Below are 12944 nucleotides of genomic sequence, written 5' to 3'. Positions count from 1 at the left end.
TCAACGATTCGCGTAGCCGGAGCGGAACGGCTTGCGGCTGCCGTCGGGCGCATACACAAAGCGGTCGACGGCGCCGATATCCGCGCCATACACATGCACGCCGACCGACACCCGGTCTTCATAAGCGTTGCGCACTTCATGGATGTCGCCCAAGGTGGGCGACACCGCACTCACCTCTCCCGCCCGCAATAACAGAGGCGCGCCGTCCGCCACCAGCGCCCCGCTGTCGTCGTAGCGCCATGGCTGCGCCACTTCGGCGCCGCGCAATATGCCAACAAGTCCCCACACCGTGTGATCGTGCAGCGGCGTGCGCTGGCCCGGCCCCCACACAAAGCTGGCGACCGAATAACGCGAGGCGGGATCGAGATACAGCAGGTACTGCCGGTAGAACTGCGGATGCGGCTGCGCCAGCGCGTCGGGCAGCCAGTCGTCATGCGCCAGCAAGGCGCGCAGCAGCGCACCGCCGTGCGCCACGACGCCGGCTTCGGCCGGGCCGCGCGCCAGCAGCGCGTCCATGCCTTCGACAAAGCGCCGCAGGCGCGGCGGCAGATCGGGTTGCGGCTTCGCTTGCTGCATGATCTCTCCGACCGAGGATATATCACCCCATCTTAGCGTAATTTGCTATCCTGATGCCCGCGACCATCACGGAGAATTTGAATGCAGAATGCGCCACTGTCCTACGGTTCCGACTCATCGGGTCTGGTTTGCGGCTACCTGTTCGGCCGCGCCCCGGACTGCAAGGGTCTGCCGCTGGATGCCGAAGCCGCGTGCGCGTGGCTGGCCGAGCGCGAACAGCATCCGCAGGAATTCATCTGGCTGCACTACAACCTGGCCAACACCGCCAGCGAAAAATGGCTGCACGAGCACACCGCGCTGCCGGAGGAATTCTACGAAAGCCTGCACGAAGGCCCGCGCTCGACCCGCATCGAAATGGCCGACAACACGCTGATCGCCGTGGTCAACGACGTGCTGCACGATTTTTCGTTCGAGCCATCCGACATCTCCACGCTGTGGTTGAGCGTCGACCAGCAGCTCGTCATCAGCGCGCGGCGCAAGCCGCTGAAGGCGGTCGACGGCCTGCGCAACGCGGTGCGCAACGGCGAGCCGATACGTTCGTCGGTGGAGCTGCTGATCCACCTGCTGCGCGACCAGGCCGACGCGCTGATCAAGATCGTCCGCAACGCCATCAGCACCGTCGACGAGATCGAGGACAATCTGCTGGCCGGCAAACTGAAGACCAAGCGCGCCAGCCTGGGCGCGCTGCGGCGCGTGCTGGTGCGCTTGCAACGCCTGCTGGCACCGGAGCCGGCGGCGCTGTTCCGATTGCTGCAACGGCCGCCGGCCTGGGTGGCCGAACTCGATGCGCAGGAGCTGCGCGAATCGACCGAGGAATTCTCGATGGTGCTGGCGGATATGGCCTCGCTGCAGGAGCGCATCAAGCTGATCCAGGAAGAGATCGCGGCGCTGGTCAACGAAGGCAATAACCACAGCCTGTTCGTGCTGACCATCGTCACGGTGCTGGCCCTGCCGATCAACATCATCGCCGGCCTGCTGGGCATGAACGTCGGCGGCATCCCGCTGGCTCAGGACCCGGAAGGCTTCTGGCTGGTGGTGGCGATCGTCGCCAGCTTCACGGTGATCGCCGGCTGGCTGGCCTTCCGCCGCCAGCGCGACGTGTCATAGCTGAGATGGCAAGGTCAAGTCCATACCGAGCATCCTGATCAAGACGAAGGTGACCAGCCCCAAGCCCAGCAGCGACAGCACGAAGACTGCGGCCACCTTGCCGCCGGCGCGCAGCACCGCGCGCCGCTCCGTCTCCTTGCTCCCTTGATCGTAATGCCACTTGATGGCGAAGAACATGCCCGTGCCGAGCACGAGAAACTTGAACGTCACGAAGACTACAGGTATCCAATCCATCATTTTGAGTCTTTCCAGGTTATTACTTGACACTATCCAAACGTCCTGAGACATACTACTTAAAAGCAATTTCCATACATTGAGACAAAATGTCCCAGGTAAAAACCATGCAAGACGAAAATTTGCCAATCTGGTTGCCGCGATTGGCCGGCAGCAAAGGGCCGCGTTTTTTGCAGATTGCGGACGCGTTGCAGGCGGCGGTGGAAGACAGATCGCTGAAGCCGGGTGACCGTCTACCTCCGCAGCGCCAGCTGGCAACACAACTGGACGTCGACCTGACGACGATCACGCGCGCATACGACGAAGCCAGACGCCGCAACTTGTTGGAGGGGCGCGGCGCTCGAGGCACTTATGTCGCGGCGCCGAAAGTCGAATTGACCGCCATCCTCGACCTGAGCATGAATACCCCGCCACCGCCGGATGGCGTGGACTTCGACGACATGTTGAAACAAGGTTTGTCCCAAGTACTGATGAGGACAGATAATGCATTGCTGATGACTTACCACTTGGCCGGGGGAAGCGACTCCGACCGCAAGGCTGGCGCCAAATGGCTCGAACCGATGTTGGGACATCTGGATACTCGACAGCTGGTTGTCTGTCCTGGCGCGCAAGCGGCGATCGCCGCATTGATCCTTGCGCTGACGGAACCTGGCGATGTCATCCTGGCGGAGCCAACGAGTTATCCCGGCTTGCGTGCCGCAGCGACCCAATTCGGCCGGCACGTCATTGCGGTGCAAGCGGACCAGCACGGGATGGTGCCCGGGATGCTTGAGGAAGCGTGCCGCCAGCACAAGCCCGGGCTGGTCTACCTCAATCCGACATGTCAGAACCCGACCGCCATCACCATGCCGGAACGCCGGCGCAAGGAGCTCGCCGGCATCGCGAAGCGCTGCAATGTACGCATCGTCGAGGACGATCCCTACTGGCTCCTTGCCGACGCCCCGCCGCCACCTATTGCCACGTTTGCCCCGGAACAGGTGTACTACATCTCAACCCTGTCGAAATGCCTGACGCCCGGCTTGCGTGTCGCCTTCGTGCTGATACGCGACCCGCACGTACGCGAACGTTTCCTGGTCGCGCTCAGATCCTTTGCGCTGATGGTCGCGCCTCTGACGGCCGCACTGGCCACTCAGTGGATACTCGACGGTTCGGCCGACAGCTTGATGCAGGGCGTACGCAACGAGGTTCGCCTGCGCCACCGGATGGCTCGCGATATTCTGGCGGGGCGCTACAGCGGCACTGGAGACGGCCTGCATGTATGGCTCGAGTTGCCGGCGTATTGGAACCCCTCACAGTTTGCGCGTGCAGCCGACGGCGAGGGCATCGCCGTCACGCCGGCGGAGGCATTCGCAACCGGCAGCGGATACGCGAATGCAATTCGGATCTCTTTGGGCAGCATCAAGGACCGTGGACGCTTACATACGGGTCTTCAACGGCTGTCTCACCTGCTTGCGCGGCGACCCAAGTCGCACATTGATAAGGAAAGTGCATGAACGGACCATCACCCAACAACCCGCATCCGATGGCGGGCTTCCCGCAAGTCTGCTACATCAAGAACACGGTCGACAATCCGAACATCGTCATCGGCGACTACACCTACTACGACGATCCCGACGACTCGGAAAACTTCGAGCGCAACGTGCTGTATCACTTCCCCTTCATCGGCGACAAGCTGGTGATCGGCAAATTCTGCGCGCTGGCGCGCGGCGTCAAGTTCATCATGAACGGCGCCAACCACAAGCTGTCCGGCATCTCGACCTACCCGTTCCAGATCTTCGGCAACGGCTGGGAGCAAGTCATGCCGGCGCCTGGCGAGCTGCCGTACAAGGGCGACACGGTGATCGGCAACGATGTGTGGATAGGCTACGACGTGCTGGTCATGCCCGGCGTGACCATCGGCGACGGCGCCATCGTCTCATCGCGCTCGGTGGTGACGAGCGACGTCGCGCCGTACACGGTAGTCGGCGGCAATCCGGCCAGGCAGCTCAAGGAGCGCTTTACGCCGGAGGTGGCGGCGCGCTTGCAGGCGATCGCGTGGTGGGACTGGCCGGTCGAACATATCACCGCCAACCTGCCCTTCATCGTGGCCGGCGATGTCGAACTGCTGGCGCGTCTGCAGCCGTATTCCTGAAATTCCAGACGCGGGTCCCGCCGTAGGCCGCGAACAGCACACCCATCGCCAGCGCGATCAGGTTGTCGCGGCGGTAGCTGCCCCGCACGGTGGCCAGGCTGGAGACTTCCTTGCCGCCGACCGTCACGCCGTAGACCGCATGGAACCGGCCCGGCAAAAAGCTCGGACTGCTGACCTGCCCCGGGTGAAAGCGCACCTTGATCGGATATGCCTCGGCATCGCGGATCGCCGCGCGCAGGCGCTGGTCCGAATCGCCTTTGACGAACAACACGAACTGGCGCTGCTCGCCATCCAGCGCGAAATACAAGCCGCCCTGCGCCGACTGCGACGAGGCCACGCGACCGCTCGCCGTCTCCAGCTGATCGGCATTGGGGAAGTTGCGCTCCAGCGCGACGAACATCAGCATCAGGCCAATGCCGAGCAGCAGAAAAAAGTACGCGCCGCGCTGGCTGGCAAACCAATTCTTCATGGTGTTTCATTGTAGATGCAATGCCGCCATCATACATGCGCGGCCCGCCGCCGTGACCGTGACAATCCACGTATATTTTCGTGGGGCAACGCTGTATAGTAAGCAGCTGTTTTTCATGTGAGGAGTGGCGATGCTGGTGATACTTGGATTCCTGATCGTGCTGGGCGCGGTCTTCGGAGGTTTCGCGCTGGATGACGGTCACCTGGCCGCCCTGTACCAGCCCTACGAATTGCTGATGATCGGCGGCGGCGCACTAGGCGCCTTCGTCATCGCCAATGACAGGAAGTCCATCAAGGCCACACTCAAAGCGCTGCCGACGCTGTTCCACACATCCAAATACACGCGCGAGCTGTATCTGGAACTGATGTCGTTGCTGTACGAAATTCTGGCCAAGGTGCGCAAGGAAGGCTTGATGGCGCTGGAAGCGGACATCGATGCTCCGCATCAAAGCGCATTGTTCGCCAAGTTCCCCAACATCCTCGGCGACCACCACCTAGTGGAGTTCATCACCGACTATCTGCGCCTGATGGTCTCCGGGAATATGGATCCATTCCAGATCGAGAACCTGATGGACAACGAAATCGAAACCCATCACCAGGACGGCGACCTGCCGATCCACGCCATCACCAAACTGGCGGACGGCATGCCGGCATTCGGCATCATCGCTGCGGTGATGGGCGTGGTACACACCATGGGTTCGGTCGGCCTGCCGCCGGCGGAACTGGGCAAGCTGATCGCCGCCGCCCTGGTCGGCACCTTCCTCGGCATCCTGCTGTCGTATGGCGTGGTCGGCCCGCTGGCCGCGCTGTTGCAACGCAAATTGAACGAGTCGTCCAAGATGTTCCAATGCATCAAGGTCACGCTGATCGCCAGCATGAACGGCTATTCGCCAGTGTTGGCGGTAGAATTTGGCCGCAAGGTCATTTCCGCCACCGAGCGGCCGTCGTTCAACGAACTTGAAGCGCACTTCAAGCAAAACAAAGCCAGGGCATGAGAGATCAACTGAGAGAAAAAATCATCCGCGTCTGCAACGACAAGATCGCGCAAAAGGGCGAGACGGTCGGCCTGTCCTTCTACGCCTTCTTCGCCAACAAGAACGACGACCCGGCGTTGCTGATGGAAGCAGCCGAATGGTGGATACGCACCCACGAACTCGATCACTTCGAGAAGGCCGTCAAGATCCGCAAGATGGTCGAGCAGCAGCAATGAGTTAATAAACGTTTTTGTTTACTTATTAACGGAGACCGCTTACAGTGTCGGTACTCGCTACCTTTGAATGCCGATGATGAAAACACCTCTGCTGATAGGCGCCGCCTGCCTGCTGGCCCTGCTCTCGACGATAGGCGCGTCGCTGCCCTATCCCATCCTGCCGCCGCTGTTCGCCGCCGGCGTCAGCAACGGCCTGAACCAGTTCCTCGGGCTGCCGCCCAAACTGCTGTTCGGCCTGGCGCTGACCATCAACCCTCTCGGCCTGCTGATCGGCTCCGCGCTGCTGGGGCCGATGTCCGACCGCTACGGCCGCCGCCCGGTGCTGCTGATCACCGCCGTCGGCGCCGCCATCGGCCACGCCGCCACGGCTTGCGCGCTGCTGCTGGAATCCTACCCGCTGTTCATCGTCGCCCGCTTCGTCACCGGTCTGCTGGAAGGTAACGGCTCCGTGGCGCGCGCCATGCTGGCCGACCGCCTCGACGGCGACCTGCGCCGCAAAGCCCTGTCGTGGTTGAACGGCGCCTTCTACATGGGCTGGCTGGCCGGCCCGCTGCTGGCCGGCATGACGCTGGTGTGGGGCATCACGGTGCCGTTCTGGATCGCCGTGGTGGCGCTGCTGCTGGTGGCGCTGCTGGTGGCCGTGGTGCTGCCGCGCGAGACGCCGTCGCTGGCGACCACCTCGTGGTGGCAGGTGGCGCGCGACCGCCACTCGCTCAACCTGCTGCGCGAACCGGACCTGCGCAACCTGTTCATCGTCACGCTGGCCTACACCTGCGGCGTGACCGCGTTCTACGAATTCTATCCATTGTGGCTGGTCGAAGTGCCCGGCTTCGGCGCGCGCGGCATCGCCTGGACCACCGCCGCCATGTGCGCGGTGATGACCACCACCACCATGTTCGCCGGCCGTCCGTTCAAGGGCGAGCCGCTGCTGCGGGCGCGCCGCTTCGCGCTGGTCACGGCCTCGCTGATCGCGCTGCTCGCCGCCAGCAATGCGTGGTTCGGCATCGCCGCCATCATCCTGTACGGCATACCGCATTCGATCTACAACGCCATCGTCCCCAACTGGTGCGCCGAGCGCTTCGGCGCGCACGGACAAGGCGCCGTCATGGGCCTGATCTCCACCACCTTCTGCCTGGCCAATATCATCATGGCCCTGATCGGCGCCGTGCTCACCTTGATCGACACGCGCCTGATCCTGGTGCTGGGCGCCGCGCTGACGGCGTGGTCGGCCTGGCGCATGCAGACCTGGCACGCCAGCATGGCCCGCAACGACCGAGACAAGCTGGAAGGCGCACTGCAATGAACACCGCCGAACACACGCTGTTCCTGCTGAAGACGCGCGGCCCGCAAACCGCGCAGCAACTGGCCGGCCTGCTCAACCTGACCTCGATGGGCGCGCGCAAGCAACTCGAATCTTGGCAGGAAAAAGGCATGGTGACGTATGAAGAGGTGGCCGACAAGCCGGGCCGCCCGTCGCGCCGCTGGATGTTGACCGAGGCTGGTCACGCGCGCTTCCCCGACCGCCACGCCGACCTGACGCTGCAGCTGATCGACCAGGTGCGCGGCCTTTTCGGCGAAGCCGGCCTCGATAAATTGATCGGCGCGCGCGAGGCGGCCAGCGAGCAGCAGTATCGCCAGCACCTGCAAGCATCCAGCACGCTGCCGCAACGGGTGGAAGCGTTGGTGCAGGCGCGCAGCACCGAAGGCTATATGGCGGAAGTCGAAACCCGCGACGACGGCAGCATGCTGCTGATCGAGAACCACTGCCCGATCTGCGCGGCCGCGCGCCAGTGCCAGAAGTTCTGCCGCTCGGAGCTGGACGTGTTCCAGCGCGTGCTGGGCCCCGAATGCTCGGTGGGCCGCGTCGAGCACATGCTCAACGGCGCGCGCCGCTGCGTGTACGTGATCAAGCCGCTGTAGGTTCCGGCAGAGCGGCCACGGGACGCGCCGGCGCCTGGTCCAGCAGCAATTGCCGCAAGCGCTCCGGCGGCAGCGGACGGCTGAACAGATAGCCCTGCATCTCGTCGCAGCCATTCCGGCGCAGGAAGGCTTGCTGCTGCTCGGTCTCCACGCCCTCGGCGATCACGCGCAGGCGCAGGCGGTGCGCCAGGTCGATGATGGAGCTGGCGATGGCTTCGTCGCCCTCGCTCACGCCAAGGTCGCGCACAAACGATTTGTCGATTTTCAGGGTACTGATCGGGAACGACTTCAGCGCCGACAAGCTTGAATAGCCGGTGCCGAAATCGTCGATCGACAGCGATACGCCCATCGCCCGTACCTCAGCCATCTTGTCCACGGCCTGCTGCAGGTCGCGCATGATGACGCCTTCCGTCACTTCCAGCTCCAGCCATTCGGCCGCCAGGCCGCTGTCGGCCAGCGCCAGCGCGACCCGCTGCACCAGGCCCTGCTCCTCGAACTGGCGCGGCGAAACGTTGACGGAGACCCGCAGCGGCGGCAAGCCGGCTTCCTGCCAGACGCGGTTCTGGCGGCAGGCGGTCTGCAACACCCACTCGCCCAACGCGATGATCATGCCGCTTTCCTCGGCCAGCGGAATGAAGCGGTCCGGCCCGATGCAGCCCTGTTCCGGATGCTCCCAGCGCACCAGCGCCTCCGCGCCGAAGATGCGGCCCGTACGCAGGTCGACCTTGGGCTGGTACTCCAGCCGGAACTGGCCTTCGTCCAGAGCGCCGCGCAAGCCTTCCAGCAGGACCAGCTTCTCTTCGATGCAGGCGTTCATTTCGCGGGTGTAGAACTGGCAGTTGTTCTTGCCCAGGTCCTTGGCGCGGTACATGGCGGCGTCGGCGTGCATCAGCAGCGTTTCGGCGTCGGCGCCGTCGTTGGGGTAGACCGCCACGCCGATGCTGCAACTGACCTGGACTTCCTGCCCGCTCAGCGTGATCGACTTGAGCACCGCCTCGCGCACCCGTTCCAGCACCGGCGCGGCGAGCTCGCTGTGACGCGGCTCGTTCAGCACCAGCACGAATTCGTCGCCGCCGAAACGACCGACAGAGTCGCCGGCGCGCAGGCAGGCGCTCATGCGCGTGGCCACCACCTTGAGCAGCTCGTCGCCGGCGTTGTGTCCCAGACCGTCGTTGACCAGCTTGAAGCCGTCAAGATCGATGAAGGCCACCAGCACCGTGCCGCCGTTGCGGTTGGCCTGGGCGATGGTCAGGTCGAGACGGCTGGCGATCAGGCTGCGGTTCGGCAGCCCGGTCAGCGTATCGTGATGCGCCAGGTGCAGCATGCGCTCCTCGGCCATTTTGCGTTCGCTGATATCGCGCACGATGGCCACCAAGCCGCCCTCCACCGGTACCACCTGCTGGTGCAGCCAGCGCGCCCGCAGTTGCGGGATATTGCTCTCCCATTCCTGCTCATGCACGCCGCCTACCTGCGTCACGTGCACCAGGTGATCGAACATGCCGTTGCTACGCGCCTGCGGCATCAAGCCGCAGAGCGTCACCAGGCGAAGTTTTTCCTTGCTGTAGCCGGTCATCTTCTCGGCCCGCGAATTGGCGTCGACGAAGACGAAATCGACGATCTCGCCGCCGATGTTGCGCACCTCGCGCAAGACGAAGAAGGCATCCAGGCTGGCCGCCGACGCCGCCGCATAGGTTTCCTGCGCGCGGCGCATGCGGGCGCGGTTGCGCGCTCCCTGCCAGGACCAAAGCCACAGCAAGGCGGTGCTCAGCACCAGCACCACGCTGGCGACCGATGCCTCCCAGGTTTTCTCGCGGCGCTGGCGTTCGAAGCCCGCCATCAGCTCCTTCTCCGCCAGGCCGACCACTACGTTCAGCGCAACGCCGTGCAGCTCGCGCATGCCACTGTAGCGGCGCACGCCCTCCACGGTGCTGATCTGCTCCGTCGCCGGTTCCATATGCTGGCCAAAGGACAGCTTGTCGCCGATGCGCAGCGAGCGCACCACGCCGTCGCTGCCCACCAGGCCCAGCATGCCGTGTTCGCCGAGCCGGCTGCGCTCATAGCTACTGGTGAAGTAGGCGGGATCGGTTTCGACGATGACGATGCCGGCGAAGTTGCCCGTATCGTCGTCCAGCCGGCGCGTGAAGTGCAAATGCCATTCGGTGTTGGCGGCGTCGCGCGTGGCCTGGCTGACGAAGGTGACGCCGCTGTCGCGCTCCTGGTGGAATTTGAAGTAGTTTTGATCGGCCACCGAAATCGGCAGCGCCTTGGGATTGCTGGCGACGGTGAGGCCGTTGCGGTCGACGATGCTGACCACGAACACCACGCCCGGCGGCAGCAGGCCCTCGCGGCCCAGCTCCGGCAGCGCACCCAGCGCGCCCTTGCGTTCGACCGCGTATTTGAGCACGCGCAGCGTCTGGTCGATGCCGTCCAGGCTACGCGCCACCTGCGCCTCGTAGGTGCCCATCAATTCGCGCAGCGAATCAGTGGCGGCTTCGCGCGCGTGGACGCGCTCGGCGTCGATCTCGTGGAAAGTCACCACCCAGATCGCCACCAGCAGCAGCAAGGCGAACAGGGGTAGCGAAAAGTGCGTATCGAGTCCGCGCCGCAGCCAGCGCTTGCGCAAGGTGTCGCCGCGGGTGCGCGCTGTCATCGCGTCACCAGCACGGCTTTGACGCTGGCATCCAGGGCCGCGCGGTCGATATAGCCGATCATCGACGGATTCTCGGCCACCATCTTGCGCACAGCGATGCTGTTGGCCAGTTCGCGTGGCGGCTGGCCACGGCCGGTGAACACCATCTTGGTCCAGTAAGCCTTCATCAGTGCCGGCGACTTGGCCGCCACCTTGTTGTAGAACTCATCGCGCAGCGGGCTGCCGACCGGCAGGTCCAGCGCCATGGCCTCGTCGCCACCAGGGAAGCGGCCAGTCTGCGCCAGGAAAATATCGGCCACCTGTTCGGGACGCAGCGCCGACAAGGGGTTCCTGGCCGAGACGATGACAACCAGTTCGGCCGCGCCGACGCCGGCGCATGTCAGCACCAGCAGCAGCAAGGAGATTAAACGGAGGATAGCCATGTCATCCCCTTCAGAACACAAAATCGACCGAAGCGCTGAACACGCTGATCGGGCGGCCGGACTGGAAGCCCGGCTGCACGTTGATGAAGGTGCCGTTCGAGCCTTGCTGCGGCGTCAGGCGGTCGTATTGCAGCTTGAACGCGTAGTTGGCGCGCAGGTCCCAGCGGACGCCGGCGGTGATGCTGCGCTGCTGCGGTATCGTGTCCAGCATCTGGTTCAAGCCGAGGTTCAATTGCGCGGCGGCGCCGGCCAGTTGCGGCGGCAGTCCGTCCAGGTCCAGGCCTGCAACGTGGGTCGGCATATTCGCGCGCGACACGGCATATGAAAGGTAGGGAGTCAGGTCGCCAAAGCGATAGCCGCCGCTGATATAGGCGGCGGTCTTGTCACCCAGGTAGGAGCGGGCGTTCATGCGCCCCACTTCGCCCATCAGGAACCAGGCGCCCGGGTCGTAGCTTGCCCCCAGCGAGATCACGTCGGCGCGTTTGGCGTCGACATCGTAGCGCGCGGTCAGCGCCGCGCCCTGTGGCCCGAACTGGTTCAAGCCGGCGAACAATTCACGCGCCAGCTTGAGCGTCAACTCGGTGCTCATCGCACTGGCGCGCACGGTCAGCGCGCCGCTGGTGGTGGTGTTGGAAAGGCCCGTCATCGCGCGCGCCGTGGCATGCGCCTGCGGCGTGACGGTGACATCGGTGTGGCCGAAGAAAACCTGGGTGACGTTGTTGATGCCGGCCACACTCCAGCGGTAGCTGGCGTCGACACCATCGCTATTGCTGATCGGGATGGCGCCGTACACCTCGACCGGCGGCCGCACCCACGGCAAGGCATAGCCGGCCTTGCGATAGTCGCCGGCCAGGAACAGCGGCAGCGCGATGCGCCCCACCCGCAGGCTCAGGTCCGGCGTGGCCTGGTATTTGACGTTGGCCCATTCGACCATCGGCGCATAGCCGCTTTGCAGCGTGCGCTCGGACACCACTTGCAGCACCGCCGACCAGCGGCTGTCCAGGTTCACGCCCAGCTGCATGCCCACGCGGCTATCCACCGTGGCGCTCCATTCGTGGCTGGCGCCGGCGTTGCCGGGATTGAGGACGTTGGCCGTGAAGTCGGACTGGCTGTCATTGCTGTGCACAAAACCCAGCGTGCCGTAGCCGCCGAAGGTCCAGCGCGGCGCGGCGGCGCCGTCGTCGGCTTGCGCCACGGCGCAGGCCAGCATCGTCAAGGTGAAGCCCAGCGACGCCCGGGTGGCGCGCAACGGTGAAAAATCAAACGTCATTCGTGGTTCCTGTCTATCGTTACATACGGCGTGTTCTGCCAAGTGCACCGTGTTCAGGACGCGCGAATACGCGGACGCCGTCCGCAAGCGCGGGCGGTCATGCTCAACAGGGTGGGAAGGTCGCAACTAAGGCGCGTGGCGCCTGGCTAGGGCGCCGTTCCGAAGAACTGATTCGGATGTAAGTACTTTATACTGCTGTGCGGCAACTGTCGATGCATTAGAGTACAACACCAAAAAATCTATCGAAAAACCACGTATTTGGATAATTAAACATCAATAGAAATAGCATTTCACTACCAAATATCTTGTATCACCAACCACCTTGCGGATACGACCACCTGCACGCTTGCGAACGACATTGCCAATAAAATAAAATACGGTTACCATGAGAATAAGAATCATTATCATCACGGAGCCACATGGATATCCCCCAGGAGCTGCGCAAGCTCGGACTGAAAGCCACCCTGCCCCGCCTGCGCATTTTGCAGCTGTTCCAGGAATCGAAAAGCAAACACCTGAACGCCGACGACGTCTACCGCCTGCTGCATGAAGAGCACATCGACATGGGGCTGGCCACGGTCTACCGCGTACTGATGCAGTTTGCCGATGCGCGTATTTTGATACGTCGTCACTTCGAAGGCGTGGCTTCGGTGTTCGAGTTGAATGAAGGCGGCCACCACGACCACCTGATCTGCACCAACTGCGGCCGCATGGAGGAATTCCTCGACGCCGAAATCGAACAGCGCCAGGAAGTCGTCGCGCGCGAACGCAACTTTGTGCTGCATGAGCATTCGTTGTCGCTGTATGGCTTCTGCGGCGAATGCGCCGGCACCATCAACCCGCTGGCGGGCAGGAAGCTGCGGCGGTCTTGAACAAGGCGTCGACAAAGTCGACGAACACCTTGACGCGGGCGGCGCGCTGGTGCCGCTGCGGATACAGCACCGACACATCCGGCC

Annotated in this window: 14 protein-coding genes; 8 read left to right on the top strand and 6 right to left on the bottom strand. The window is 63.6% G+C overall.

The window, feature by feature from the left end; translation table 11 throughout:
• Window positions 1-576 carry a cysteine dioxygenase gene (locus V6M89_RS24775; protein WP_332855701.1) on the bottom strand — a complete coding sequence of 192 codons (576 nt, stop codon included), beginning with the start codon at window positions 574-576 and terminating at the stop codon, window positions 1-3.
• 81 nt (window positions 577-657) lie between these two features.
• Between V6M89_RS24775 and V6M89_RS24770 the strand changes: the two genes are divergently transcribed.
• Complete coding sequence (locus V6M89_RS24770; protein WP_332855700.1) at window positions 658-1683, top strand: transporter; 1026 nt, start codon at window positions 658-660, stop codon at window positions 1681-1683.
• Here V6M89_RS24770 and V6M89_RS24765 read toward each other — a convergent pair.
• A complete protein-coding gene (locus V6M89_RS24765) occupies window positions 1678-1920 on the bottom strand; it encodes a hypothetical protein (protein ID WP_332855699.1) in 243 nt (80 codons plus the stop codon). The two genes, V6M89_RS24770 and V6M89_RS24765, sit on opposite strands and share 6 nt — an antisense overlap.
• An 86-nt stretch (window positions 1921-2006) precedes the next feature.
• Here V6M89_RS24765 and V6M89_RS24760 point away from each other — a divergent pair, with 86 nt between their 5' ends.
• Both V6M89_RS24760 and V6M89_RS24755 read left to right on the top strand, forming a co-directional pair.
• Complete coding sequence (locus tag V6M89_RS24760; protein ID WP_332855698.1) at window positions 2007-3410, top strand: aminotransferase-like domain-containing protein; 1404 nt, start codon at window positions 2007-2009, stop codon at window positions 3408-3410.
• Window positions 3407-4048, top strand: a complete 642-nt coding sequence (locus V6M89_RS24755) for a Vat family streptogramin A O-acetyltransferase (protein WP_332855697.1) — start codon at window positions 3407-3409, stop codon at window positions 4046-4048. Before V6M89_RS24760 ends, V6M89_RS24755 begins: the two co-directional genes overlap by 4 nt.
• Here V6M89_RS24755 and V6M89_RS24750 read toward each other — a convergent pair.
• Window positions 3996-4517, bottom strand: coding sequence for a hypothetical protein (locus V6M89_RS24750; protein ID WP_332855696.1), 522 nt, complete (start codon window positions 4515-4517; stop codon window positions 3996-3998). The genes V6M89_RS24755 and V6M89_RS24750 overlap by 53 nt on opposite strands.
• Before the next feature lie 130 nt (window positions 4518-4647).
• Between V6M89_RS24750 and motA the strand changes: the two genes are divergently transcribed.
• The 4 genes from motA (at window position 4648) to V6M89_RS24730 (ending at window position 7646) form a co-directional block, all read left to right on the top strand.
• On the top strand, window positions 4648-5511 hold the full coding sequence (gene motA / locus V6M89_RS24745) for a flagellar motor stator protein MotA (RefSeq protein WP_332855695.1): 864 nt from the start codon (window positions 4648-4650) through the stop codon (window positions 5509-5511).
• Window positions 5508-5726 (top strand): DUF6500 family protein, encoded by a 219-nt coding sequence (locus V6M89_RS24740; RefSeq protein ID WP_332855694.1) that lies wholly within the window; start codon window positions 5508-5510, stop codon window positions 5724-5726. Before motA ends, V6M89_RS24740 begins: the two co-directional genes overlap by 4 nt.
• Before the next feature lie 76 nt (window positions 5727-5802).
• Window positions 5803-7029, top strand: a complete 1227-nt coding sequence (locus V6M89_RS24735; RefSeq protein ID WP_332855767.1) for an MFS transporter — start codon at window positions 5803-5805, stop codon at window positions 7027-7029.
• Window positions 7026-7646 carry a helix-turn-helix transcriptional regulator gene (locus tag V6M89_RS24730; RefSeq protein ID WP_332855693.1) on the top strand — a complete coding sequence of 207 codons (621 nt, stop codon included), beginning with the start codon at window positions 7026-7028 and terminating at the stop codon, window positions 7644-7646. The genes V6M89_RS24735 and V6M89_RS24730 overlap by 4 nt, the downstream gene beginning before the upstream one ends.
• Here the strand turns inward: V6M89_RS24730 and V6M89_RS24725 are convergent.
• From V6M89_RS24725 to V6M89_RS24715, 3 genes are read right to left on the bottom strand one after another with little or no spacing between them, the layout of a single operon-like run.
• The gene (locus tag V6M89_RS24725) at window positions 7633-10296 is read right to left on the bottom strand and encodes a bifunctional diguanylate cyclase/phosphodiesterase (protein ID WP_332855692.1); all 2664 of its coding nucleotides are present in this window, start codon (window positions 10294-10296) and stop codon (window positions 7633-7635) included. The genes V6M89_RS24730 and V6M89_RS24725 overlap by 14 nt on opposite strands.
• A complete protein-coding gene (locus tag V6M89_RS24720) occupies window positions 10293-10718 on the bottom strand; it encodes a phosphate ABC transporter substrate-binding protein (protein ID WP_332855691.1) in 426 nt (141 codons plus the stop codon). Before V6M89_RS24720 ends, V6M89_RS24725 begins: the two co-directional genes overlap by 4 nt.
• 10 nt (window positions 10719-10728) lie before the next feature.
• Window positions 10729-11988 carry a porin gene (locus tag V6M89_RS24715; RefSeq protein ID WP_332855690.1) on the bottom strand — a complete coding sequence of 420 codons (1260 nt, stop codon included), beginning with the start codon at window positions 11986-11988 and terminating at the stop codon, window positions 10729-10731.
• Window positions 11989-12407: 419 nt separating this feature from the next.
• Between V6M89_RS24715 and fur the strand changes: the two genes are divergently transcribed.
• Window positions 12408-12860 carry a ferric iron uptake transcriptional regulator gene (fur, locus tag V6M89_RS24710; RefSeq protein WP_332855689.1) on the top strand — a complete coding sequence of 151 codons (453 nt, stop codon included), beginning with the start codon at window positions 12408-12410 and terminating at the stop codon, window positions 12858-12860.
• Window positions 12861-12944: the final 84 nt, after the last annotated feature.

Origin of the sequence: Duganella sp. S19_KUP01_CR8, from assembly GCF_036688705.1 — a bacterium.
Classification (GTDB): Bacteria; Pseudomonadota; Gammaproteobacteria; order Burkholderiales; family Burkholderiaceae_D; genus Rugamonas.
Note: the sequence above shows the minus strand (reverse complement) of the source record. Positions and strands in the feature narration are given on the sequence as shown.